This window comes from Caldimonas sp. KR1-144 (assembly GCF_049446155.1).
Lineage (GTDB): Bacteria > Pseudomonadota > Gammaproteobacteria > Burkholderiales > Burkholderiaceae_C > Rivibacter.
In genome coordinates this window covers 311,188-332,679 of the sequence record NZ_JBMSEE010000003.1, presented here as the reverse complement: position 1 = coordinate 332,679, position 21,492 = coordinate 311,188, and the positions used below count along the sequence as shown (strand labels likewise).

The window sequence follows — 21,492 nt, the reverse complement described above, 5'->3', positions numbered from 1 at the left end:
GATGAGCACGATCCACAACATCGCGATCAACGGTCCCGTGTGGCGCCTGTCCAGCGGCGAGGCGATGCGCCTGCCGCGCGAAAGCCGGGCACGCTGGCTGCGCCTGCGCAGCGGCCGCCTGTGGGTGACCGCCGACCGCCATCCGAACGGCGGCAACAGCGACCTGCTCGACGACTGCTGGCTCGGCGCCGGCGACACGCTGCGGCTGGAAGCCGGCGAGTCGGCCGTGGCCGAGGCCTGGCCGAGCGCGAGCTTCGAGGTGCTGGAAGCGGCGCCGATGCGCTGAAGGCAGAAAGCGGCCCACGCGTTGCGCGGGCCGCGGCGCTGGGCTACCGTGCGCGCCCATCACAACGCACACCAGGAGCCTAGCCCATGACGCACATCGTCTCGCCGTTCAAGCCCGCGTACCGGCCCGTTCTGGGCGTGGTGACTGCCGCCACGATCGCCTTCGCGTCGGCGCTGTCGCTGACCTGCACCGAGGCGCAGGCCGCGGCCCCGCAGCAAAAGACCCAGGCGCCCGGCTTCTACCGGATGATGCTGGGCGAGTTCGAGATCACGGCGCTGTCCGACGGCACGGTGGACCTGCCGGTCGACCAACTGCTCACGCGCACGACGCCGGCCAAGGTCAACAAGGTGCTGGCGGCCAACTACCTCAAGTCGCCGCTCGAGACCTCGGTCAACGGCTTCCTGATCAACACCGGCAGCAAGCTGGTGCTGGTCGACACCGGCGCGGCGGGGCTGTTCGGCCCCACGCTCGGCAAGCTGGTCGCCAACCTCAAGGCCGCCGGCTACCAGCCCGAGCAGGTCGACGAGGTCTACATCACCCACATGCACCCCGACCACGTCGGCGGCCTGGCCGCGGGCGGCCAGGCGGCGTTTCCGAACGCGGTGGTGCGCGTCGACAAGCACGACGCCGACTTCTGGCTCAGCGACGCGAACTACGAGAAGGCGCCGAAGGACGCCAAGGGCATGTTCGAAGGCGCGCGCGGCGCCGTTGCGCCCTATGTCGCGGCGGGCCGCTTCAAGCCCTTCGACGGCGACACCGAGCTCGTGCCCGGCGTGAAGGCGCGCGCGAACCACGGCCACACGCCCGGCCACAGCGTGTTCATGGTCGAGAGCCAGGGCCACAAGCTGCTGTTGTGGGGCGACCTGATGCACGTTGCCGCGGTGCAGTTCCCGCAGCCGCAGGTGACGATCGAGTTCGACAGCGACAGCCCGGCGGCCGCGGTGCAGCGCAAGAAGCTGTTCGCCGAGGCGGCCAAGCAGGGATACCTGGTCGGCGGCGCGCATCTGTCGTTCCCCGGCCTCGGCCACTTGCGCGCCGAGGGGGCGGGCTACCGCTTCGTGCCGGTCAACTATTCGGTGCCGCGCGACGCGAAGTAGCCGCCTTCTTCTTCGCGGCCGTTCGGGGCTTGGCCTGCGCGCGCGAGCGCAGCGCCGCCTCGAGGGCGAGCCGGGCCCACGGCGCCATCGCGGCCGGCGAGTCCATCGCGTCGTCGGGCGGCGTCCAGTAGCTCATCGTCACGGCGGCGCGGTTCTCGCGCGAGTAGGCGAACGGCCGCCCGCCGGCGGCCTCCCAGCGCTCGCGCGTGAGCGCATCGGTCTTCATGTAGAGCTGCTCGTCGGCGATCAGGCCGACCATCACGTCGTCGGCGTACAGGCCGTGGCCGCCGAACATGCGCCTGGCGCGCACCGGGCCGACGGCGGCCAGCAGCTCGAGACACCAGTCGACGTAGCCGTCGCGAGGAGGAGGGGTGGCAGGCATGGCCGAAGCATGCACGAAGCCGCGAGAATCCCGGCCATGACGCTGCCCTTCGATCCGCTGAACCTCCAACGCGACAAGGCCCAGCTGCGCCGGGTGCTGCAGGCCGAGCGCCAGGCGCTGCCCGACCGGCTCGAGCGCGCCGTGCAACTGCAAGGCGTGCTGCGCGTGTGGCTGGCCACGCGCGAGGACGTGACGGTGGGCGCCTACTGGCCGATCAAGGGTGAGTTCGATCCGCTGCCGGCGCTCCACCGCTGGACCGAGGGCTCCGGCCACGGCACCGGCGACGGGCCGCCGCGGCGCATCGGCTTGCCGGTGATGAACCGCGAGACCCGGCAGCTGCGCTTTCACCAGTGGTACCCGGGCTGCCCGATGGAGCCCGACGCCTACGACATCCCCAAGCCGCAGGGCACCGACTTGCTGCTGCCCACGCTGCTGCTCGTGCCCTGCGTCGGCTTCGGCCCGAAGGGCGTGCGCCTGGGCTACGGCGGCGGCTTCTACGACCGCACGCTCGCCGCGCTGTCGCCGCGCCCCTTCACCGTGGGCATCGGCTACGCGCACGGCTTCATTCCGTGGCTCGAGGCCGAGCCGCATGACATCCCGCTGGATGTCATGCTGACGGAAGACGGCGTGCAGTGGGCGCGTGACGAGTAGTTAGAACTTGAAGCCGAGGCCGACGCTGAACAGCAGCGGGTCGACCCTGAATTCGCCGAGCTTGCTGCCGCCGGCCGAGACGTCGGTGCGGATCTGCACCTTCTTCACGTCGACGTTGACCAGCAGATTCTTCGCCACCGGGATGTCGACGCCGGCGCCGATGGCCAGGCCCCAGCTGTTGCGGTCCACGTCCAGCCCCGCCGGCAGGTCGACCGACGAGAAGCGCGTGTAGTTGATACCGATGCCCGCGTACGGCCGCACGCTGCCTTCGGGGATGAAGTGGTACTGCAGCGACAGCGTCGGCGGCAGGTGCTTGAGCGTGCCGATCTTCGAGCCGTCGAGGCTCAAGTCGTGCTTTTGCGGATAGGTCAGCACCAGCTCGGCGGCCAGGTTGGGCGTGAAGAAGTAGCTGATGTCGACCTCGGGGAAGGTCTTGCTGTCGACCGACAGGTCGGCGCCGGCGATGTCGTCCTTGTTGGCCGGATCGAGGTACAGCGCGCGCACGCGCACGAGCCAGGGCTCGGCGGCCTGGGCCGTGGGAGCGATCGAGGTGAGGCCGGCCGCGGCGACGAGGACGGCGAGAAGACGTTGCTTGTTCGTGGACATGATGGTTCCGGTCGGTGAGCGGGAACGCTCCCGCAGACGCCATTGCAGGCCGGCGGGCTGTGCACGCCCTTGCCCCAGGTCAACGTCGGCCTGAGCGCCGGGCGAAGTGCTGATCCACGTCAACGAGCCGTCGCGGCGGCGTCGCCGCGCCGCTACATTCGCGCCAGCGGCGCCGTCGCGCCGCAAGGAGCCACGCGATGCCCGGCAAGAACGGCAAGAACAACCGGCGCCTCGAGCGCGCGCGTGCCGGCCTGCGGCTCAAGGACGTCGATCCCGGCGCCCGGCCCTTCGCGGGCAGCAGTCACGAGGCCGACGACGCCCGGCTCGACGAGCTGGCGATCGACATCGACCGCCTGCAGGACCTGCTCTACGCGCACGGCCAGGCCGGCGGCACGCGCAAGCTGCTGCTGGTGCTGCAGGGCATGGATGCCTCCGGCAAGGACGGCACCGCGCGCTCCGTCTTCAACCGCTGCAGCCCACTGGGCGTGCGCGTTGCCGCCTTCAAGGCGCCCAGCGAGGTCGAGCGCGCGCATGACTTCCTGTGGCGCGTGCACGCGGTGGTGCCGCGCGCCGGCGAGATCGTCGTGTTCAACCGCAGCCACTACGAAGACGTGCTGGTGCCCTATGTCGAGGGCTGGATCGACCGCCCCGAGCGCGACCGGCGCCTGGCACACATCGTCGCGTTCGAGCGCCTGCTGCACGACACCGGCACCGCGGTCCTGAAGTGCTTCCTTCACATCTCGAAAGAAGAGCAGAAGCAGCGCTTGCAGGCGCGCGTTGACGACCCGGCCAAGCGCTGGAAATTCCAGCCCGGCGATCTGGCCGTGCGCGCGAAGTGGGCCGCCTATCAGGGCGCCTACCAGAGCGCGATCGCCGCGACCTCGAGCGCGCACGCGCCCTGGTACGTGATCCCCGCCGACAGCAAGACCAACCGCAACCTGATGATCGCCAGCCTGGTGCGGCAAACGCTCAAGGACATGAAGCTCAAGCCGCCGAAGCCGGACTTCGATCCGGCGCTGGTCGTCATCGCCTGAGCATTTGGGCGGCCAGTCGGGCCGCCAGGTGATCGACCAGCGCGCGCACGCGCTGCGGCAGGAAGCGCTGGCTGGGCATCACCGCGTGCAGCGGCAACGCGTCGCCGACCAGGCCGGGGAACAGCCGCACCAGCGCGCCGCGCGCGAGGCTGGCGCGCACGTCGAGCTCGCCTTTGTAGAGGATGCCGTGCCCGGCCAGCGCCCAGCGGTGCGCGATCTCGGCGTCGTCGACGCTGCGCCGGCCGTTCACGCGCACGGCGGCCAGCGGCGCGGCTTCGGTTGCGCCCTCGGCCCAGAAGCGCCAGATCGTCTCGCGACGCTGGCGGATGCGGTAGGTCAGGCATTCGTGCGCGGCCAGATCGGCCGGCTCGCGCGGCGTGCCGCGGCGCGCCAGGTAGTCGGGCGAGGCGACCGCGATGCGACGCGTGCGCGCGAGCTGGCGCGCCACCAGGCGCGAATCGGCCAGCTCGCCGGTGCGAATCGCGAGGTCGACCTGGTCGCGCACCACGTCCTGCAGCCGGTCGCCGACGCTCAGCTGCAACTCCACGCCAGGATGCGCCTCGAGGAACTCGTCGAGCCAGGGCAGCAGCACGTTGCGCGTGAGGTCGCTCGGGCCGGTCAGGCGGATCGTGCCGCGCAGGCGGCTCGCATCGTCGCCGATGTGCGCGGCGCCTTCGTCGAGCAGGTCGAGCGCGCGCTGCGCGTAGCCCAGGAAGGCCTCGCCCGGCGGCGTGAGGCTCAAGGCGCGCGTGCTGCGCTCGACCAGCCGCGCGCCGAGCCGGGCTTCGAGCCGCTTGAGCAGCGCGCTGGCCGCCGCCGGCGTGACCGACAGCACCCGTGCGGCCGCGGTCAGGCTGCCGCCGCGGGCGCATTCGATCAGCACGCGCAGCTCGTCGACATTTTCAATCTTCATTTGAAACTGTGTCGTTAAACGACTGGCTACTCAACGTCGAATTGAATCACCATCATCCCGGGCATCGCAACCTTTCCGTTCGTGGAGCCCCCTCATGAAAGCCGTCGGCTATCTGCAGTCCCATCCGATCGACCACGCCGAGTCGCTGCTCGACCTGTCGCTGCCCGCGCCCGAGCCCGGGCCTCGCGACCTGCTGGTCGAGGTGCGCGCGGTGTCGGTCAATCCGGTCGACGCCAAGGTGCGGCAGCGCCGAGCCAGCGCGGATGGCGTGACGCCGGTGGTGCTGGGCTGGGATGCGGTCGGCGTCGTGCGCGCGATCGGCGCGCAAGTGCGCGGCTTCGCGGTCGGCGACCGCGTCTGGTATGCCGGCGACATCACGCGCCCCGGCAGCAACGCCGAGCTGCAGTGCGTGGACCACCGCATCGCCTCGCACGCGCCGCGCAGCCTGAGCGACGCCGAGGCGGCGGCGCTGCCGCTGACGGCGATCACCGCGTGGGAGCTGCTGTTCGACCGCCTCGGCGTGCAGGCGGGCGAGTCGGCCACGCTGCTGGCCACCGGCGCGGCCGGCGGGGTCGGCTCGGTTCTCGTGCAGCTGGCCCGTGCGCGCACCGTGCTCACCGTCGTGGGCAGCGCTTCGCGCGCCGAGACGCGTGCGTGGCTGAAGGAGCTCGGGGCCCACCACGTGGTCGACCACACGCAGCCCCTGGTGCCGCAGCTCGCGGCGATCGAGGGCCTGCCGCCGCTGCGCTATGCGGCCAGCCTGACGCACACGCCGCAGCACTACGCGCAGCTCGTCGAGGCGCTGGTGCCGCAAGGCAGGCTCGGCGTGATCGACGACTTCGCGGCCGGCGAGGTCGACGTGATGGCGCTCAAGGGCAAGGCCTTGTCGCTGCACTGGGAAATGATGTTCGCCCGCTCCCTGCACCAGACGCCCGACATGGCCGAGCAGGGCCGACTGCTCGCCGAGGTGGCGCGCCTGGTCGACGAGGGCGTGCTGCGCAGCACCGCGAGCGAGGTGCTGGGGCCGATCGACGCGGCAACGCTCAGGCGCGCGCATGCCCTCATCGAGAGCGGCCGCACGCGCGGCAAGCTCGTCTTGGAGGGCTTCGGCGACTGATCAGCCGCGCAGCGCGGCCCGCTCGCGCGCGAGCAGGCCGTACAGGCCCGAGTCGGACACCTCGCCATTGACGATCCAGCGCTCGCGCAGCGTGCCTTCGAGCTTGAAGCCGACGCGCTCCAGCAGCCTCGCCGAGGCGGCGTTGCGCGGGTCGATGTCGGCTTCGAGCCGCAGGAGGTCGAGGCCTTCGCGCGCGAATGCGTGGTCGACCACCGTGCCGACGGCTTCGCTGGCGAAGCCCGCGCCCCAATGCGCGCGTCCCAGCATGTAGCCGATCTCGGCGCGCCGGCACTGCGCGTTGAGCGAAAACAACGTGACGGTGCCGATGACGGCGCCGTCGCCGCGCCGCTCGATGCCCCATTGAAAGAGCCGCCGCGCGGTGAAGTCGTGGCGGATGCCTTCGATGTAGGCGGCGGCCGCGGCCCTTTCGGTCATCGCCGGCCGGCTGGCGTAGCGCATGACCTGCGGGTCGCCGAACACCGCGAAGATCGCGTCGGCATCGCCGTCGCGCAGCATGCGCAGCCGCAGGCGCGGCGCCTCGAGCGTCGGCAGCACGTCGAGGCCGGGGTACCAGCTCATGCCGCGTTGCCCAGGCCGAGCCGGCGGCAGATCTCCAGCACCGCGGCGCTCTGGTTCATCGTGTAGAAGTGGATGCCCGGCACGCCGGCTGCGCGCAGCTGGTCGACCAGGCCGGTCACGACGTCGAGCCCGAGGGCCTGAATCGAGTCGCGGTCGTCGCCGAAGCCCTCCAGCCGCAGCCGCAGCCAGCGCGGGATCTCGGCGCCGCAAGCCTCCGAGAAGCGGATCAGCTGCGACGAGTTCGTGATCGGCATGATGCCCGGCACGATGTCGATCTCCACGCCGTGCGCGCGCGCCTCGTCGACGAAGCGGAAATAGGCATCGGCGTTGAAGAAGTACTGCGTGATCGCGCTCGACGCGCCGGCGCGGACCTTGGCGACGAAGGCCTTCAGGTCGGCCTCCGGGCTGCGCGCCTGCGGGTGCATTTCGGGATAGGCCGCGACCTCGATGTGGAAGTGCTCGCCGGTCTCCGCGCGGATGAATGCGACCAGGTCGCTCGCGTAGCGGAACTCGCCGAAGCCCCCGTAGCCGCTGGGCAGGTCGCCGCGCAGCGCGACGATGCGGCGGATGCCTGCGTCCTTGAAGCGCGCGAGCGCGGCGCGCACCGTGTCCTTGCTCGCGCCGATGCACGAGTAGTGCGGCGCGGCCTCGTGGCCTTCGGCGCGGATGGCCTGCACCGCGTTCCAGGTGCCTTCCTGCGTCGAGCCGCCGGCGCCGAAGGTCACCGAGCAGAACTCGGGCGACAGCGCATACAGCGCGCGGCGCACGGCGACCTGCTTCTCGGCGCCCTCGGGCGTCTTGGCGGGAAAGAACTCCAGGCTCAGCGGCAGCGAGCGCTTGGGGGTTGTCATGGCGATGGTCCTTTCGCAGGGTCTTGAGCCCAGACGAAGTATTCGGTGTTGCCTTCGGTGTTGCCGCGGCCGCCGCCGGCGATCGTGCTTTCGAACCAGTCGCGCACCGTCCAGCGCAGCGCCGCGCAGGCCTCGCGCACCGCGGCCTCGACGCGCGCGTACTGCGCCGGGTCCTTGACGATGCCGCCCTTGCCGACATGCTGCGGGCCGACCTCGAACTGCGGCTTGACCAGCAGCAGCGCGTCGCCGCCGGCCTTCAGCCACGGCGCGAGGTGCGCGAGGTTGGCCGCCAGCGAGATGAAGGACAGGTCGGCGACGACGAGATCGAAGCCGCCTTCGGGCGCATGCGCGGCGAGCTCCGAGCCGGCCAGCTCGCGCAGGTGCAGGCCCTCGAGCGGGACCACGCGCGCGTCGCCGCGAAGCTTGTCGTGCAGCTGACCGTGGCCGACGTCGAAGCCGACCACGCGGGCCGCGCCGCGCGCGAGCAGCACCTCGGTAAAGCCGCCGGTGCTCTGGCCGACATCGAGGCAGACGCGACCGGTCACGTCGAGCCCGGTGCGCGCCAGCGCGCCGTCGAGCTTGAGGCCGCCGCGCGAGACCCAGCGCGCCTCGGCGTCGTCGAGCAGGCGCAGCGGCGCGTGCGCCGGCAGCTCGTCGCCGTTCTTGGCCACGCGCTGCCAGCGCCCGCCTGCCTCCCACTCGACGCCGGCGGCGATCAGCCGCTGCGCCTGCGAGCGCGAGGCCGCGAGGCCGCGTTCGACGAGCAGCTGGTCGGCGCGCATCTCAACGTCGCTCCAGCGTCTGCGGTGGCGGCAGCGAGACCGCGACGACGTAGCCGTCCGGGTCCTCGAAGCAGCGCGCGCAAGCGCTCCAGTAGGGGTTGTGCGGGGCGACCTCGCGCGCGCCCGCGTCCAGCAGACGGCGGGCGCAGGCGTGAAGCGAGGCTTCGTCGTCGACGTAGAACACGAGCAGGTGCTCCGGGGTCGGTGCGCGCGGCGCGGCGACGCCATGTTCGCGCACGAACTCGATCTGCCAGCGCTCGCCGGCGCGGCCGAGGATCAGGCCGTCGAAGCCCTGGTGGTCCTCGAAGCGGCCGACGACCTCGCAGCCGAGCGCCGTGTAGAAGCGCTCGAGGGCCGCGAGATCGTTGGTCGGGCGCGCGCTGCGCAGGCGCACGGCGTCGTCGTCGCTCAGTAGCGGTAGGTGTCCGGCTTGTACGGACCCTGCTTGGGCACGCCGATGTAGGCGGCCTGTTCGTCGGTCAGCTCGGTGAGCTGGGCGCCGAGCTTCTTGAGCTGCAGCCGCGCGACCTTCTCGTCGAGGTGCTTGGGCAGCACGTAGACCTTGCCGATGTCGTAGCTGTCCGGATGGGCGTACAGCTCGATCTGCGCGATGGTCTGGTTGGCGAAACTCGACGACATCACATAGCTCGGGTGGCCGGTGGCGCAGCCCAGGTTCACCAGGCGGCCCTTGGCGAGCAGGATGATGCGCTTGCCGTCCGGGAAGATCACGTGGTCGACCTGCGGCTTGATCTCCTCCCACTGGCACTTGGCCTCGAGCTGGGCGACCTGGATCTCGTTGTCGAAGTGGCCGATGTTGCAGACGATGGCCTGGTCCTTCATCGCGGCCATGTGCTCGTAGGTGATGACGTCGCGGTTGCCGGTGGTCGTCACGAAGATGTCGGCCTTGTCGGCGGCGTACTCCATCGTCACGACGCGATAGCCCTCCATCGCGGCCTGCAGCGCATTGATCGGGTCGATCTCGGTGACCCAGACCTGCGCCGACAGCGCGCGCAGCGCCTGGGCCGAGCCCTTGCCCACGTCGCCGTAGCCGCAGACCACGGCGACCTTGCCGGCGATCATCACGTCGGTCGCGCGCTTGATGCCGTCGACCAGCGACTCGCGGCAGCCGTAGAGGTTGTCGAACTTGCTCTTGGTGACGCTGTCGTTGACGTTGATCGCGCGGAACATCAGCGTGCCCTTGGCCGACATCTCCTTCAGGCGATGCACGCCGGTGGTGGTCTCCTCGGTCACGCCGATGATCTGGGCGCTCTTGCGCGAATACCAGGTCGCGTCCTCGGCGAGCTTGGCCTTGATCGCGGCGAACAGCACGCGCTCCTCCTCGCTGCCCGGGTTGGCCAGCACGGCCGGGTTCTTCTCGGCCTGCTTGCCCAGGTGCATCAGCAGCGTCGCGTCGCCGCCGTCGTCGAGGATCATGTTCGGGCCTTCGGCCTCGCTGCCCTTGGGGCCGAAGTCGAAGATGCGGTGCGTGTAGTCCCAGTAGTCGGCCAGCGACTCGCCCTTGTAGGCAAACACCGGCGTGCCGACGGCGGCCAGCGCGGCGGCGGCGTGGTCCTGGGTCGAGAAGATGTTGCACGAGGCCCAGCGCACCTGCGCGCCGAGCGCCTGCAGCGTCTCGACCAGCACCGCGGTCTGGATCGTCATGTGCAGCGAGCCGGTGATGCGCGCGCCCTTGAGCGGCTGGCTCTTCGCGAACTCCTCGCGGATCGCCATCAGGCCGGGCATCTCGGTCTCGGCGATCTTGATTTCCTTGCGACCCCAGTCGGCCAGCGACAGGTCGGCGACCACGTGGTCTTGGGCGGGCTTCAGAACAGCGCTCATCTCGCGCACTCCTTGTTTGAAAAGGGGGTGGGCGAGCGCCGTTGGAACCGGTGAGGCCACCCGGCGGGGGCCCGCTTCGAGCCTGGCGCGGTGGGGGGCCGCGTCGCAACGCTCCTCGAAGCGGGGTGGATTTTAGCGGGTTGTGTTTGTTGGGGGCCTGCGGGGGATGCCGCTCTGCGGGAGTGGTGTCGTCTCTGCGAGGCTCGATGCCGGGATTTCGCCTCGGCGGGCGACCTACTTTCTTTGCTTCGCCAAAGAAAGTAGGCAAAGAAAGGCGACCCCCGATCCGGCGCCCGCGGCGTTGCCGCGGGTTCCCTGCGGTGCTCGCTCCAGGGGCGCGCCGCTTAACTCGCTGCACTCACTGCGTTCGTGCGCTCGAACAGTCGCGGCGAGTTTGAGGTTGAAGCGCGCTGGCGCGCGCCGCCCCTTGCGCTGCGCTCCTCGGCGCCTCCTAGGGGGCCCCATCCAGACGGTCGCAGCCCCGCTCGGGGGTGTGTTGCCGTTGCAGTTGCCGTTGGGCCCCCTCGATGGCGCCGAGGAGCGCAGCGAAGCGGGCGGCGCGCGCCAGCGCGCCTCGACTTCTGACTCGCCGCTTTGTTCGAGCGCAGTGAGCGCAGCGAACGCAGCGAGTTATGCGGCGCGCCCGCTTCGCGAGCACCGCAGGGCACCCGGCGCAGCCGGGCGCCTGAGCGGGGGTCGCCTTTTCTTTGCCTACTTTCTTTTGGCGAAGCAAAAGAAAGTAGGTGCGCCGCCGGGGCGCACATCCCGGCTCTGCCCCGCAGGGGCAGCTCCAGCCCCCGCAGGCGAGCCAGCCCAACCAAACCAAACCAGCGACAATCCGCCCCTTCCCAAGCGCATCCCCCGCCGGGGCAAACCAGCGCCCCGGAGCCCCCTCGTGACCGACCCCCTGCTGCAAGCCGAGGTGCGCCGCCGCCGCACCTTCGCGATCATTTCCCACCCCGACGCCGGCAAGACCACGCTGACCGAGAAGCTGCTGCTGTTCTCGGGCGCGATCCACATCGCCGGTTCGGTGAAGGCGCGCAAGGCCAGCCGCCATGCGACCTCGGACTGGATGGAAATCGAGAAGCAGCGCGGCATCTCGGTGGCCAGTTCGGTGATGCAGATGCTGTATCGCGACTGCGTCATCAACCTGCTCGACACGCCCGGCCACAAGGATTTCTCCGAAGACACGTACCGCGTGCTGACGGCCGTGGACGCCGCGCTGATGGTGATCGACGCGGCCAACGGCGTCGAGCCGCAGACGCGAAGGCTGATCGAGGTCTGTCGCCAGCGCGACACGCCGATCCTCACCTTCGTCAACAAGATGGACCGCGAGGGCCGCGAGCCGCTCGAGCTGCTCGACGAGATCGAGCAGGAACTGGGCATGCCCTGCGTGCCGATGACCTGGCCGGTCGGCCAGGGCAAGGCCTTCGGCGGCATCGTCGATCTGCGCAAGCAGCAGATGCGCCTGTTCGCCGCCGGCGAGGACAAGCGCAGCGGCGACGACGAGATCGTGCCGCTCGCGCAGGCCGATGCGCTTCGCCAGCGCTTCGGCCACGACTTCGAGCAGGCCGAGTCCAACATCGAGCTGCTGCAGGCCGCCGCGCCGGCGTTCGACGAGGCCGCCTTCGTCGGCGCGAAGCAGACGCCGGTGTTCTTCGGCTCGGGCGTCAACAACTTCGGCGTGCAGGAGGTGCTCGACGCGCTGGTCGACCTGGCGCCGCCGCCGGCCGCGCGCCACGTCACGCAAGAAGGCGGCGAGCAGCGCGAGATCGCGCCCGCGACGCCGGGCTTCTCGGGCGTGGTGTTCAAGGTGCAGGCCAACATGGACCCGTCGCACCGCGACCGCATCGCCTTCGTGCGCGTCAACTCCGGCCGCTACGGCCAGGGCATGAAGCTGCGCGTGCAGCGCACCGCGAAGGAGCTGCGCCCGACCTCGGTGGTGACCTTCCTGTCGCAGCGCCGCGAGGCGGTGGAAGAGGCCTACGCGGGCGACATCATCGGCTTCACGACGCACGGCGGCGTGCAGCTCGGCGACACCATCACCGACGGCGACGCGCCGGCCGCGTTCGGCACCTACACCGGTCTGCCGTTCTTCGCGCCGGAGCTGTTCCAGACCGTCGAGCTCGCGAACCCGATGAAGAGCAAGCAGCTGCAGCAAGGCCTGATGCAGCTCGGCGAGGAGGGCGCGATCCAGGTGTTTCGCCCGCAGACCGGCGGCTCGATGCTGCTGGGCGCCGTCGGCCAGCTGCAGTTCGAGGTGGTGCAGCACCGCCTGAAGGCCGAGTACGGCGTCGAGATCCGGCTGATGCCCTGCCGCTTCACCGGCGCGCGCTGGGTCACCTGCGACGACGCCGCGGCGATGAAGAAATTCCTCGACGAGAACGAGAGCAAGCTCGCACTCGACGCGGCCGACACGCTGGCCTACCTGCTGACCTCGGCCTACGATCTGCGACTGACACAGGAGCGCTATCCGAAGGTGGTGTTCCATCCGCTGCGCGAGCACGCGGGACTGGCGCTTCAGAGCAAGTGATGGAGCGGCAGGCCGGCCGCCGGGCCGCCCCAGGGCCGGCCAGCTCCCTTGGGGGGCAGCGCAGCGGCGAAGCCGCCAGCGTGGGCGCTGCACTCGCGCTCGGCCTCGCGGCGGCCGTCTCGCTCGGCCTGGCGCGCTTTTCCTACCCGCTGCTGCTGCCGCCGATGCGCGCCGACTTGGCGTGGAGCTACCTGACGGCCGGCGCGATGAACACCGTCAACGCGGCCGGCTACCTCGTCGGCGCGCTGCTGATGCCGCGCGTGCTGACGCATCTGGACGCGCGCCACGCGATGCTGGCCGGCGGCCTCGCGGCGGCCGTGCTGCTGGTCATGCACGGCCTGGCGAGCAGCGATGCGACGCTGTACCTGCTGCGCGCGGCGACCGGCGTGGCGAGCGCGGCCAGCTTCGTCGGCGGCGGCCTGCTCGCGGCGCGGCTGGCCTCCACGGCCACGAAGCGCAGCGGCCTCGTGCTGGGGCTCTACTACGGCGGCACCGGCGTGGGCATCGTCGCGTCGGCGCTCGCGGTGCCGCCGCTGGTGGCGCTCGATCGACCGCATGCCTGGCAGCTCGCGTGGTGGCTGCTCGGCGCTTTTGCCTTGCTCGCGACGCTGGCCACCGCCTGGGGCACGCGCACGCTCGACGGCGCGCCGCCCGCCGCCGCGGCGCGCGAGCGCGCCAGGCTCGCGCCGCTGGCTTTCGGCCTCGCGGGCTACCTGATGTTCGGGCTCGGCTACATCGGCTACATGACCTTCGTCGTCACGCTGCTGCGCGAGCAGGGGCTGGGCGGTGCGCAGATCGTTGCGTTCTACGTGCTGCTCGGCCTGGGGGTCGTGGCCTCGTCGTGGCTGTGGGCGCGGCTGCTGCAGCGCCATCGCGGCGGATGGCCGATGACCTTGCTCAACGGCCTGCTGGCGCTCGCGACCGCGCTGCCGGTGGTCTCGAGCCATCCGCTCGCGGTGTTCGCATCGGGTGCGCTGTTCGGCAGCGTGTTCCTGTCGGTCGTCGCGTCGACCACGGCGCTGGTGCGCCACAACCTGCCGGCGAGCGCGTGGCCGGGTGGCATCGCGGCGTTCACGATCGTCTTCGCGGCCGGGCAGATCGTCGGGCCGAGCCTGGTCGGCTGGGTGGCCGACGGCCCCGGCGGCCTGGCGCGCGGCTTCGTCTGTTCGGCGGGGGTGCTGGCGTTCGGGGCCTTGCTGTCGTCGCGCCAACGCGCTAGCTCAGCCGCGGATTGAGCACCCGCACGCGCAGCGCCTCGGCGGGCGCCAACTCGCCCCACTCGAGCCGGACCAGCAGCTGCGTATCGTCGATGAACACGGTCGACTGCGGCCTGCCGTTCACATAGGCCTGCGAAGCCGGCACGAAGCGCGCGCCGCGCACGATCAGCGTGGGGCGCACGCGCGGACCGCCGCGCGCACCGGCCTCGACGCGCAGCACGACGGGCGGCGGCGCCGCTGCGCCATCGGCCGCGTCCGCCGGCCGGCTCAGCCGCCCGAGCAGCTGTTCGCCCAGACGGTCGATGCTCGCCTTGGACAGCAGCCCGGCGAGCAGGCCGTGCATCGCGAGGCCGAGCGGATGGAAGCGGCCCGCCGCGACGCTGTCGGTCAGCACGCTGCTGCGCATCACCACGTGCAGCAGCAGCGCTGCCGCGATGCCGAACAGCGGACTCAGCAGGTGCCAGCCGAGTTCGACCGCCGTCGGTCCCGCGCCGCGCCGCGTCGCGGCCGGCAGGCGCGCGACCGCCGGCATCAGGCAGCCCAGGCCGCCAAACACGCCGGCGAACAGCGCGAGCTGCACGTCGGCCGTGATCTCGAAGGCCAGGCCGCTCCACAGCAGCCGCACGGTCTGCAGCTCGTGGCCGATCGTCGCGGCCGGCAACTGCCTGGGCCACAGCGAGGCCAGCAGGTAGGCCAGCACGGCAGCGGCCATGGGCAGCAGCAGCCAGGCCAGGCCGGGCAAGGCGCGCAGGCGCGCGGGAACGGGGCTGGAGGTCGCGGCCATGGCAGGGCGTGGGTGCGTTCCCCGATGGTGGGCGCGCCCGCGCCCGCGCTGGCTGACCGATTCGCGACGGTTCGCTGACGCGCCGACGGGCGCCGGTCAGCGCGCGGCGAGGAAGGCGCGCAGCCGCGCCAGCTCGGCATCGAGCTCGCGGCGAAAGCCGGCGTCGCGCGGCGCGCGGCCGTTCGCGTAGCCGAACTCGATCTTCGGCCCAACCTTGCCCGGCGTCGCATTGGCCCAGCCGATCACCTGGTCGCGCCACAGCAGCGGCAAGGCGTAGTAGCCCAGCTTGCGCTGGGGCGCGGGCGTGTAGGCCTCGAACTTGTAGGTCCAGCCCCACAGCAGCTCGAAGCGCCGCCGGTCCCAGACGATGGGATCGAAGGGCGCGAGCAGGCGCACCGCATCGTCGGGCTCGTGGCGGGCGCTGCGTGCGCGCTCGTCGGCAGGCCAGTACCAGGTGATGCCGTCGATCGCGACGCTCGCGAGCTGCGGCTTCATCTGCGCGAGCGCCGCACGCGTCTCGTCGGCCAGGTGCGGCGCGCCGTAGCCGAGCAGGCGCGCGAGGTAGGTGAGGCTCGGCGCCGGCAGTGGCGCGTACTTCGCGACGACGAGCTCGACCAGCGTGCGTGCGCGCGCCAGCCGTGCCGTGGGGCTGTCGTCGACCGGTGCGCGCTCGACCGCCGCGTAGACGCGCGTGCCCGACTCGCGCCGCACGACGCGCAGCAGGCCGCGGTAGTGCATCGCGTCGAGCAGCTGCGTGCTGGCGTTGAGCGTGCCGCCCCAGTAGCCCTTGACGCGGCCGTGGTGCGAGAACTCGGCGAGCACCTCCTTCGGATGCGTCGGACCGCGCTCGCGCACGAAGGCCAGCACCTCGTCGGCGCGCCGGCGCGTGGCTGCGTCCCAGCGCCGCTTGGGTTCGCGCGGGTGCATCAGCTCGGCATGGCGGCGCGGCAGGAAGCCGTAGTTGACGAAGCAGTCTTCTTCGACCGCCAGACGGGGGTAGCGCTGCTCGAGGTCGCCGGCGCGGTAGTCGGCGACGCGGTGGCGCAGCGTCAGGTCCTGCGCGCGCGCCGGCGCGCGGATCGGGTCGGCCTGCACGAAGCCGAGCCGCTCGATCGCGCGGCCCAGCGTGGTCGGCGCGAACAGCGTGCGCGCCACCGCGTAGCGGCGCAGGTCGTCGAGCGTGGGGGACTTCAAGTTTCGTGCGCGGCTGGCAGCGAGTCGGCGCCGAAGGCGGTCGGCATGAGCGATCCCACCGACTCGTGGATCACCTTGCCGCGTCCGGCATCCAGGTAGACCGGCGTCGAGGGGGCGGCGAACTCGATCAGGACCTGGCGACAGGCGCCGCACGGCGCCACCGGCTTGAGCGAGCGCGAGGTCACGCCGACCGCCGTGATGCGCCTCGCGCCGGCCGCGATGGCGGTGAAGACCGCCACGCGCTCGGCACACACCGTGAGCCCGTAGGACGCGTTCTCGATGTTGGCGCCGGTGAAGACGCGGCCGCGCTCGTCGGTCACGGCCGCGCCGACCTTGAAGCGTGAATAGGGGGCGTGGGCGCGGCCGGCTGCCTGCCGGGCCGCGGCCAGCAGCTCGCGGGGCGTCTTCATTTCATGGCTCAAGGGATGCCAGCTTGTCGCCGCGGAAGGCGGCGTCGAGGTAGCGCTGAAATTTTGGCACCACGCGTTGGTGCAGGGCATCGGTGAAGGCCTGGCACGCCGTGCCGTGCGGCTCGCACAGCACGGCGGGAATCGTGTCCAGGCCATCGACGTTGACCACGCCGACGACCTCGCCGCGCGTCTGGCTGAGGATGGGCAGCGACATCACCCACCGCAGCCTCGGGTGCAGCTTGTCGAGCTCGCTGGCCGGCAGATGGGCCGCGCTCCAGTGCGCGCCATGCTTGACGACCACCAGCGGCGCCTTGCTGAAGGCGCTGCCGGTGCCGCCGTGGTCGTGCCCGATGCACAAGTCGAGCTCGGGCGCGTAGTCCATGTTGTCGGTGGCGCCGGGCACGATGCGCAGCGAGCCTTCGAACGGCGCGAACAGGTTGGTGCGCACGGCGGCCGCGTCGACGCCCAGGCGCGCCGCCGCCTCCTGGCGCAGCACCTGCAGCTCGGTGCGCACGCGCTCGCACAGGTCGGCCGGCAGCGCCGGGTAGGCGATGAAGCGCGCCCACTGCTCGTACTTCAACGGGTTGTGCACCTCGCTGTGGCCGCCGCTGATGAAGTCGTCCAGCAGCCAGGGCGAGGTCTGCAGGAAGCCGCGACGGCCCGAGTCGCCGGCGTCCAGCCGGGCGATCGCGCGCAGCCGGCGCGACACCCAATCGGCGAGCGAGACGACCCAGTCGGCATCGGCGCGCTCGTTGCGCACCGCGCCCACGCGCCGCTGCGCGAACTGGCCCTTCCAGTCGAAGGCGCGCTCGACGATGCTGCCGGTCAGCACCACGCGGTCATAGAGCAGGTTGCCGTTTTCCATCTGCAGCGCGCGCATGACCATGTAGGTGCCGAAGCTGTGCGAGATCACGCTCAGGCGCCGGCAGCCGGTCTTGTCGACCAGGCTGCGCAGCTCGTTGCGGATGCGCGAGAGCTGCGCCTCGCGGCTCCATGGAAAGAAGAACCGCAGCGCGTTGAACCAGCCGTAGTCGAGGTGATAGGGCACCAGGCCATGGCGGGCGAGATAGGGCGTGATGTCCTTCTGCCACTTGCCGTGGGTCTGGATGCCGTGGATCGTGACGACGACGCGCGGCGGCCGCATCGCGGGCTCAGCCATGGACGAGCCGGCTCGCCGGCGACGCCGCGGCGCCGAGCTGGCGGTCGTGCAGGCGCGACAGCAGCAGCTGCGCGGCCATCGCGCCGATCCAGGCGCAGAACATGTCCTTTTGCGTATCGAACGGATCGCCCTGCGTGCCGAGGAACTCGTCGGCGCCCTGGCCCAGGGCCGCGGCAGCGCCCCATTCGATCAGTTCGTACAGCGCGCTGATCGCCAGGCACACGGCGGTGACCAGCGTGAACAGCCAGCCGCCGCGCGCCAGCCGCGTGTGCCGCAGCAGCAGCTCGCGCGCGGCGATGGCCGGCACGAAGCCTTGCATCAGGTGGCCGATGCGGTCGTAGTGGTTGCGTTCGAAGCCGAACGCGTCTTGCATCCAGAAGCCCAGCGGCACGCGGGCATAGGTGTAATGGCCGCCGAGCGCGAGCACCATGGCGTGCACGAAGACCAGCACGTAGAGCAGGCGCGTCAGCGGGAAGCGGTGGTGCGTGGCGAGCAGGATCGGCAGCGCGATGAAGGTCGGCGCGACCTCCATGACCCAGGTGCCGAGTTCGTAGGGGCGCCAGCCCGACAGCGCGGTCAGCGCGAGCATCGCCGCGGCGTAGAGCCACAGCTGGCGAGTCGTGAACGTGGTGGGCGTCGCTGTCATGGCGCGCGATGCTGCCAGAAAGAACGAAGGCGGCCCATGGGCCGCCTTTCTTTCGCCTGCTTTGGCCTTGCGGCTGCGGCTCACATCGCTTCGCGACATGAGCCTTCGCCGCAAGTCGGCCGGGCCGCTGCGCGGTTGCCATTGCGACCTGCGTTGGCCTTGTGGCTTCGGCTCACATCGCTTCGCGACATGAGCCTTCGCCGCAAGTCGGCCGAACCGCTGCGCGGTTGCCGAGCTTTACAGCCCGGCCGCTGCACGCAGCGCGGCCGCCTTGTCCGTGCGTTCCCAGCTGAACTCCGGCTCTTCGCGACCGAAGTGGCCGTAGGCCGCGGTCTTCGCGTAGATCGGGCGCAGCAGGTCGAGCATCTGGATGATGCCCTTGGGGCGCAGGTCGAAGTGCTCGTTGACCAGCGCGGCGATCTGGTCGTCGGGGATCACGCCGGTGCCTTCGGTGTAGACCGTCACGTTCATCGGCCGCGCGACGCCGATCGCGTAGGCGACCTGGATCTGGCACTGGCGCGCCAGGCCGGCGGCGACGATGTTCTTGGCGACGTAGCGCGCGGCGTAGGCGGCCGAGCGGTCGACCTTGGTCGGGTCCTTGCCCGAGAACGCGCCGCCGCCGTGCGGGCAGGCGCCGCCGTAGGTGTCGACGATGATCTTGCGCCCGGTCAGGCCGCAGTCGCCCTGCGGGCCGCCGATGACGAAGCGCCCGGTCGGGTTGATCAGGTAGCGCGTTTCCTTGAGCCACTCCTTGGGCAGCACCGGCTTGATGATCTCCTCGATCACCGCCTCGGTGAACGAGGCCTTCATCTTGGTGGGCGACTCGCTCTGGTCGGGGCTGTGCTGCGTGGACAGCACGACGGTGTCGATGCTGTGCGGCTTGCCGTTCACGTAGCGCATCGTGACCTGGCTCTTCGCGTCCGGACGCAGGAAGGGCAGGCGGCCGTCCTTGCGCAGCTGGGCCTGGCGCTCGACGAGGCGGTGCGCGTAGTAGATCGGCGCGGGCATCAGCTCGGGCGTCTCGTCGCAGGCATAGCCGAACATCAGGCCCTGGTCGCCGGCGCCGGTGTTCAGGTGGTCGTCGGAGGCGTGGTCGACACCTTGCGCGATGTCGTTGCTCTGCTTGTCGTAGGCGACGAGGACCGCGCAGCCCTTGTAGTCGATGCCGTACTCGGTGTTGTCGTAGCCGATGCGCTTGATCGTGTCGCGCGCGACCTGGATGTAGTCGACGTGCGCGTTGGTGGTGATCTCGCCGGCCAGCACCACGAGGCCGGTGTTGGTCAGCGTCTCGGCGGCCACGCGCGAGCGCGGATCCTGCGCGAAGATGGCATCGAGGATGGCATCCGAGATCTGGTCGGCCACCTTGTCCGGATGGCCCTCCGAGACCGACTCGGACGTGAAGAGAAAGTCGTTCGCCACTTTTAAACTCCGATCAAACAAGCAAAAACGTCGCTGGGGCGTCGCCGGTTTGGATCGAGCGGCGAACGCTTTAGCGGCATTTGTGAATCGCCCCGCAAGTTGTTCCTTAACTCGGCGATGGCGGCATTTTAACGCCGCGCCGGGAATCCCCTGCCCGCATGAACTCCATGATCACCGGCCTGATGAAGGCCTTGGCGCGCTGGCCGCTGCCGCTGCTGCACGCCGTCGGCGCGCCCTTGGGCTGGCTGGTCTTTGCCGCCTCGCCGAGCTACCGGCGCCGCTTTCGCGCCAACGCCGAGCAGGCCGGGGTGGCCTGGCCGCGCGCGCGCCACGCGGTGGCTGCGGGTGGTCGGCTGATGGCCGAACTGCCGCCGCTGTGGGTGCCGGGCGCCAGCGCCGGCGTGCTGGCGCGCACGCGCTGGGAGGACGGCGGCCTTGTCGAGGCGGCGCTCGCGGCCGGTCGCGGCATCGTGTTCCTGACGCCGCACCTGGGCTGCTTCGAGGTCACGGCGCAGTCCTTTGCCCAGAACTTCGGCGCGCGCTGCCCGATCACGGTGCTGTATCGCCCGGCGCGCAAGCCCTGGCTGCGCGACTTGGTCGAAGGCGCGCGCCGGCGCGAGCACCTCGATGCTGCGCCGGCCACGCTGGCCGGCGTGCGCCAGATGCTGCGCGCGCTGCGCCGCGGCGAGGCGGTCGGCCTGCTGCCCGATCAGGTGCCGCCCGAGGGCCTGGGCGCCTGGGCACCGTTCTTCGGCAAGCCGGCCTACACGATGACGCTGGCCGCGCGCCTGGTGCAGCAGACCGGCGCGACGGTGCTGCTGGCCTGGGGCGAGCGGCTTGCGCGCGGGCGCGGCTACGTGGTCCACGTGAGCGCGTTGGCGGAGCCGCTGCCCGGCGCGGCAAGCGACCCGGACGGGTCACAATCCGCCGCCGCCATCAACCGCGCCATGGAATCGCTGATCCTCCAGTGCCCCGAGCAGTACCTCTGGGGCTACCACCGCTACAAGGCGCCGCGCGCGCTGTCGACCTGACGCGATGCGGCTGGTCATTGCCCTGATCTGGCTGCTGCACTGGCTGCCGCTGCCCTTGCTGGCAGCGCTGGGGCGCGCGCTCGGCCGCCTGCTGTGGTGGTTCGGGCGCTCGCGCCGGCGCATCGCGCTGCGCAACCTCGAACTGTGCTTTCCGCAGATGGCCGAGGCCGAGCGGCGCGCGCTCGCGCGCGAGCACTTCGGCTGGCTGGGCCGCAGCCTGCTCGAGCGCGGACTGCTGTGGTTCGCGTCCGAGGCGCGGCTCAAGCGGCTGATCCGGGTCGACGGCCCGGTCGAAGCGGCGGACCAGCATCCCGACACCGCATGGATGTGGCTGGTGCCGCACTTCCTCGGGCTCGACGTCGCCGGCACCGGCGTGCGCATCAACGTGCGGCGCGACGCCGCGTCGATCTACCAGAGGCAGAGCAACCCGGTGTTCGACCGCGTGATGCGGCGCGGGCGGCTGCGCTTCGGCCGCACCGAACTGTTCTCTCGCAAGGAGTCGGCCAAGCCGCTGATGCGCGCGGTGCGCAACGGCGCGGCCTTCTTCAACCTGCCTGACATGGACTTCGGCGCCAAGGACGCGGCCTTCGTGCCCTTCTTCGGCGTGCCGGCGGCCACGCTGCTGGCGCCCTCGCGCATGGCACGCCTGCTCGGCATGAAGGTCCAGCCGGTGATCGCCGAGATGCTGCCCGGCGGGCGCGGTTACCGGCTGCGCTGCTTCGAGCCGCTGGAGGGCTTTCCGAGCGATGACGCCGAAGCCGACACCGCGCGGCTGAACCGCTGGATCGAGGAGCGCATCCGCGAGAACCCGGCGCAGTACCTGTGGGTGCACAAGCGCTTCAAGACTCGACCGCCGGGGCAGCCGACCCTATATTGATCGGGTCGAGGGCCCGAGCCCTGATCGAACGGCCCGTTCCCGGCGCGCAGGCGGGCCCGCCCGATGCTTCCTTCCATGCGCGCGA

23 protein-coding genes and 1 riboswitch are annotated in these 21,492 nt (G+C 71.1%); of the genes, 9 read left to right on the top strand and 14 right to left on the bottom strand.

Annotation, left to right across the window (positions count from 1 at the left end; translation table 11 throughout):
• Position 1: 1 nt before the first annotated feature.
• The gene (locus tag ACO2TI_RS09510; protein ID WP_423283806.1) at positions 2-286 is read left to right on the top strand and encodes a DUF2917 domain-containing protein; all 285 of its coding nucleotides are present in this window, start codon (positions 2-4) and stop codon (positions 284-286) included.
• Between the two features lie 86 nt (positions 287-372).
• Positions 373-1,383 carry an MBL fold metallo-hydrolase gene (locus ACO2TI_RS09505; RefSeq protein ID WP_423283804.1) on the top strand — a complete coding sequence of 337 codons (1,011 nt, stop codon included), beginning with the start codon at positions 373-375 and terminating at the stop codon, positions 1,381-1,383.
• Here the strand turns inward: ACO2TI_RS09505 and ACO2TI_RS09500 are convergent.
• Positions 1,352-1,765 carry a TfoX/Sxy family protein gene (locus tag ACO2TI_RS09500; RefSeq protein ID WP_423283803.1) on the bottom strand — a complete coding sequence of 138 codons (414 nt, stop codon included), beginning with the start codon at positions 1,763-1,765 and terminating at the stop codon, positions 1,352-1,354. The two genes, ACO2TI_RS09505 and ACO2TI_RS09500, sit on opposite strands and share 32 nt — an antisense overlap.
• A 36-nt stretch (positions 1,766-1,801) precedes the next feature.
• On the opposite strand from ACO2TI_RS09500, the gene ACO2TI_RS09495 reads away from it, so the two are divergent.
• Positions 1,802-2,416 (top strand): 5-formyltetrahydrofolate cyclo-ligase, encoded by a 615-nt coding sequence (locus tag ACO2TI_RS09495; RefSeq protein WP_423283801.1) that lies wholly within the window; start codon positions 1,802-1,804, stop codon positions 2,414-2,416.
• Here the strand turns inward: ACO2TI_RS09495 and ACO2TI_RS09490 are convergent, their stop codons facing one another.
• A complete protein-coding gene (locus tag ACO2TI_RS09490) occupies positions 2,417-3,022 on the bottom strand; it encodes an OmpW/AlkL family protein (RefSeq protein WP_423283800.1) in 606 nt (201 codons plus the stop codon).
• Positions 3,023-3,219: 197 nt separating this feature from the next.
• Between ACO2TI_RS09490 and ACO2TI_RS09485 the strand changes: the two genes are divergently transcribed.
• Positions 3,220-4,056, top strand: a complete 837-nt coding sequence (locus tag ACO2TI_RS09485; RefSeq protein WP_423283799.1) for a PPK2 family polyphosphate kinase — start codon at positions 3,220-3,222, stop codon at positions 4,054-4,056.
• On the opposite strand, the gene ACO2TI_RS09480 is transcribed toward ACO2TI_RS09485, so the two are convergent.
• Entirely contained in the window at positions 4,046-4,969 is a 924-nt protein-coding gene (locus tag ACO2TI_RS09480; protein WP_423283797.1) for a LysR substrate-binding domain-containing protein, read from the bottom strand. The genes ACO2TI_RS09485 and ACO2TI_RS09480 overlap by 11 nt on opposite strands.
• Before the next feature lie 94 nt (positions 4,970-5,063).
• Here ACO2TI_RS09480 and ACO2TI_RS09475 point away from each other — a divergent pair, with 94 nt between their 5' ends.
• A complete protein-coding gene (locus ACO2TI_RS09475; RefSeq protein ID WP_423283796.1) occupies positions 5,064-6,086 on the top strand; it encodes a zinc-binding alcohol dehydrogenase family protein in 1,023 nt (340 codons plus the stop codon).
• Here the strand turns inward: ACO2TI_RS09475 and ACO2TI_RS09470 are convergent, their stop codons facing one another.
• From ACO2TI_RS09470 to ahcY, 5 genes are read right to left on the bottom strand one after another with little or no spacing between them, the layout of a single operon-like run.
• Positions 6,087-6,665: a GNAT family N-acetyltransferase gene (locus ACO2TI_RS09470; RefSeq protein WP_423283795.1), complete on the bottom strand. Its 579-nt coding sequence runs from the start codon at positions 6,663-6,665 to the stop codon at positions 6,087-6,089.
• Positions 6,662-7,516, bottom strand: coding sequence for a methylenetetrahydrofolate reductase [NAD(P)H] (metF, locus tag ACO2TI_RS09465; protein WP_423283794.1), 855 nt, complete (start codon positions 7,514-7,516; stop codon positions 6,662-6,664). Before metF ends, ACO2TI_RS09470 begins: the two co-directional genes overlap by 4 nt.
• The gene (locus tag ACO2TI_RS09460) at positions 7,513-8,298 is read right to left on the bottom strand and encodes a TlyA family RNA methyltransferase (RefSeq protein ID WP_423283793.1); all 786 of its coding nucleotides are present in this window, start codon (positions 8,296-8,298) and stop codon (positions 7,513-7,515) included. The genes metF and ACO2TI_RS09460 overlap by 4 nt, the downstream gene beginning before the upstream one ends.
• Position 8,299: 1 nt before the next feature.
• Positions 8,300-8,692: a VOC family protein gene (locus ACO2TI_RS09455; RefSeq protein WP_423283792.1), complete on the bottom strand. Its 393-nt coding sequence runs from the start codon at positions 8,690-8,692 to the stop codon at positions 8,300-8,302.
• Positions 8,693-8,706: 14 nt separating this feature from the next.
• The gene (ahcY, locus tag ACO2TI_RS09450; RefSeq protein WP_423283791.1) at positions 8,707-10,137 is read right to left on the bottom strand and encodes an adenosylhomocysteinase; all 1,431 of its coding nucleotides are present in this window, start codon (positions 10,135-10,137) and stop codon (positions 8,707-8,709) included.
• A 26-nt stretch (positions 10,138-10,163) separates the two neighbouring features.
• A riboswitch (S-adenosyl-L-homocysteine riboswitch) is annotated at positions 10,164-10,260 on the bottom strand.
• Between the two features lie 772 nt (positions 10,261-11,032).
• On the opposite strand from ahcY, the gene ACO2TI_RS09445 reads away from it, so the two are divergent.
• Both ACO2TI_RS09445 and ACO2TI_RS09440 read left to right on the top strand, forming a co-directional pair.
• On the top strand, positions 11,033-12,670 hold the full coding sequence (locus ACO2TI_RS09445; RefSeq protein WP_423283790.1) for a peptide chain release factor 3: 1,638 nt from the start codon (positions 11,033-11,035) through the stop codon (positions 12,668-12,670).
• Entirely contained in the window at positions 12,670-13,905 is a 1,236-nt protein-coding gene (locus ACO2TI_RS09440; protein WP_423283789.1) for a YbfB/YjiJ family MFS transporter, read from the top strand. The genes ACO2TI_RS09445 and ACO2TI_RS09440 overlap by 1 nt, the downstream gene beginning before the upstream one ends.
• On the opposite strand, the gene ACO2TI_RS09435 is transcribed toward ACO2TI_RS09440, so the two are convergent.
• The 6 genes from ACO2TI_RS09435 to metK form a co-directional block, all read right to left on the bottom strand.
• Positions 13,886-14,671, bottom strand: coding sequence for a hypothetical protein (locus ACO2TI_RS09435; protein ID WP_423283788.1), 786 nt, complete (start codon positions 14,669-14,671; stop codon positions 13,886-13,888). The two genes, ACO2TI_RS09440 and ACO2TI_RS09435, sit on opposite strands and share 20 nt — an antisense overlap.
• Before the next feature lie 96 nt (positions 14,672-14,767).
• Positions 14,768-15,865, bottom strand: a complete 1,098-nt coding sequence (locus tag ACO2TI_RS09430; RefSeq protein ID WP_423283787.1) for a DNA glycosylase AlkZ-like family protein — start codon at positions 15,863-15,865, stop codon at positions 14,768-14,770.
• The gene (gene cdd / locus ACO2TI_RS09425; protein ID WP_423283785.1) at positions 15,862-16,275 is read right to left on the bottom strand and encodes a cytidine deaminase; all 414 of its coding nucleotides are present in this window, start codon (positions 16,273-16,275) and stop codon (positions 15,862-15,864) included. Before cdd ends, ACO2TI_RS09430 begins: the two co-directional genes overlap by 4 nt.
• 1 nt (position 16,276) lies before the next feature.
• Positions 16,277-17,419 (bottom strand): esterase/lipase family protein, encoded by a 1,143-nt coding sequence (locus tag ACO2TI_RS09420; RefSeq protein ID WP_423283784.1) that lies wholly within the window; start codon positions 17,417-17,419, stop codon positions 16,277-16,279.
• 7 nt (positions 17,420-17,426) lie between these two features.
• A complete protein-coding gene (locus ACO2TI_RS09415) occupies positions 17,427-18,080 on the bottom strand; it encodes a DUF2238 domain-containing protein (RefSeq protein ID WP_423283783.1) in 654 nt (217 codons plus the stop codon).
• Between the two features lie 237 nt (positions 18,081-18,317).
• Entirely contained in the window at positions 18,318-19,499 is a 1,182-nt protein-coding gene (metK, locus tag ACO2TI_RS09410) for a methionine adenosyltransferase (protein ID WP_423283782.1), read from the bottom strand.
• Positions 19,500-19,666: 167 nt separating this feature from the next.
• Here metK and ACO2TI_RS09405 point away from each other — a divergent pair, with 167 nt between their 5' ends.
• On the top strand, positions 19,667-20,530 hold the full coding sequence (locus ACO2TI_RS09405; RefSeq protein ID WP_423284077.1) for a lysophospholipid acyltransferase family protein: 864 nt from the start codon (positions 19,667-19,669) through the stop codon (positions 20,528-20,530).
• A gap of 4 nt (positions 20,531-20,534) precedes the next feature.
• Positions 20,535-21,407: a lipid A biosynthesis acyltransferase gene (locus ACO2TI_RS09400; protein ID WP_423283781.1), complete on the top strand. Its 873-nt coding sequence runs from the start codon at positions 20,535-20,537 to the stop codon at positions 21,405-21,407.
• The last annotated feature ends 85 nt before the right edge of the window (positions 21,408-21,492 follow it).

Bases quoted from the DNA above. Each gene is read 5' to 3' on its own strand.
- ACO2TI_RS09510 (WP_423283806.1), top strand. From the start codon at position 2: ATGAGCACGATCCACAACATCGCGATCAACGGTCCCGTGTGGCGCCTG.
- ACO2TI_RS09440 (WP_423283789.1), top strand. From the start codon at position 12,670: ATGGAGCGGCAGGCCGGCCGCCGGGCCGCCCCAGGGCCGGCCAGCTCC.
- ACO2TI_RS09480 (WP_423283797.1), bottom strand. From the start codon at position 4,969: ATGAAGATTGAAAATGTCGACGAGCTGCGCGTGCTGATCGAATGCGCC.
- ACO2TI_RS09485 (WP_423283799.1), top strand. From the start codon at position 3,220: ATGCCCGGCAAGAACGGCAAGAACAACCGGCGCCTCGAGCGCGCGCGT.
- ACO2TI_RS09435 (WP_423283788.1), bottom strand. From the start codon at position 14,671: ATGGCCGCGACCTCCAGCCCCGTTCCCGCGCGCCTGCGCGCCTTGCCC.
- cdd (WP_423283785.1), bottom strand. From the start codon at position 16,275: ATGAAGACGCCCCGCGAGCTGCTGGCCGCGGCCCGGCAGGCAGCCGGC.
- ACO2TI_RS09405 (WP_423284077.1), top strand. From the start codon at position 19,667: ATGATCACCGGCCTGATGAAGGCCTTGGCGCGCTGGCCGCTGCCGCTG.
- ACO2TI_RS09400 (WP_423283781.1), top strand. From the start codon at position 20,535: ATGCGGCTGGTCATTGCCCTGATCTGGCTGCTGCACTGGCTGCCGCTG.
- ACO2TI_RS09495 (WP_423283801.1), top strand. From the start codon at position 1,802: ATGACGCTGCCCTTCGATCCGCTGAACCTCCAACGCGACAAGGCCCAG.
- ahcY (WP_423283791.1), bottom strand. From the start codon at position 10,137: ATGAGCGCTGTTCTGAAGCCCGCCCAAGACCACGTGGTCGCCGACCTG.
- ACO2TI_RS09475 (WP_423283796.1), top strand. From the start codon at position 5,064: ATGAAAGCCGTCGGCTATCTGCAGTCCCATCCGATCGACCACGCCGAG.
- ACO2TI_RS09470 (WP_423283795.1), bottom strand. From the start codon at position 6,665: ATGAGCTGGTACCCCGGCCTCGACGTGCTGCCGACGCTCGAGGCGCCG.
- metF (WP_423283794.1), bottom strand. From the start codon at position 7,516: ATGACAACCCCCAAGCGCTCGCTGCCGCTGAGCCTGGAGTTCTTTCCC.
- ACO2TI_RS09420 (WP_423283784.1), bottom strand. From the start codon at position 17,419: ATGCGGCCGCCGCGCGTCGTCGTCACGATCCACGGCATCCAGACCCAC.
- ACO2TI_RS09460 (WP_423283793.1), bottom strand. From the start codon at position 8,298: ATGCGCGCCGACCAGCTGCTCGTCGAACGCGGCCTCGCGGCCTCGCGC.
- ACO2TI_RS09415 (WP_423283783.1), bottom strand. From the start codon at position 18,080: ATGACAGCGACGCCCACCACGTTCACGACTCGCCAGCTGTGGCTCTAC.
- ACO2TI_RS09500 (WP_423283803.1), bottom strand. From the start codon at position 1,765: ATGCCTGCCACCCCTCCTCCTCGCGACGGCTACGTCGACTGGTGTCTC.
- ACO2TI_RS09505 (WP_423283804.1), top strand. From the start codon at position 373: ATGACGCACATCGTCTCGCCGTTCAAGCCCGCGTACCGGCCCGTTCTG.
- ACO2TI_RS09490 (WP_423283800.1), bottom strand. From the start codon at position 3,022: ATGTCCACGAACAAGCAACGTCTTCTCGCCGTCCTCGTCGCCGCGGCC.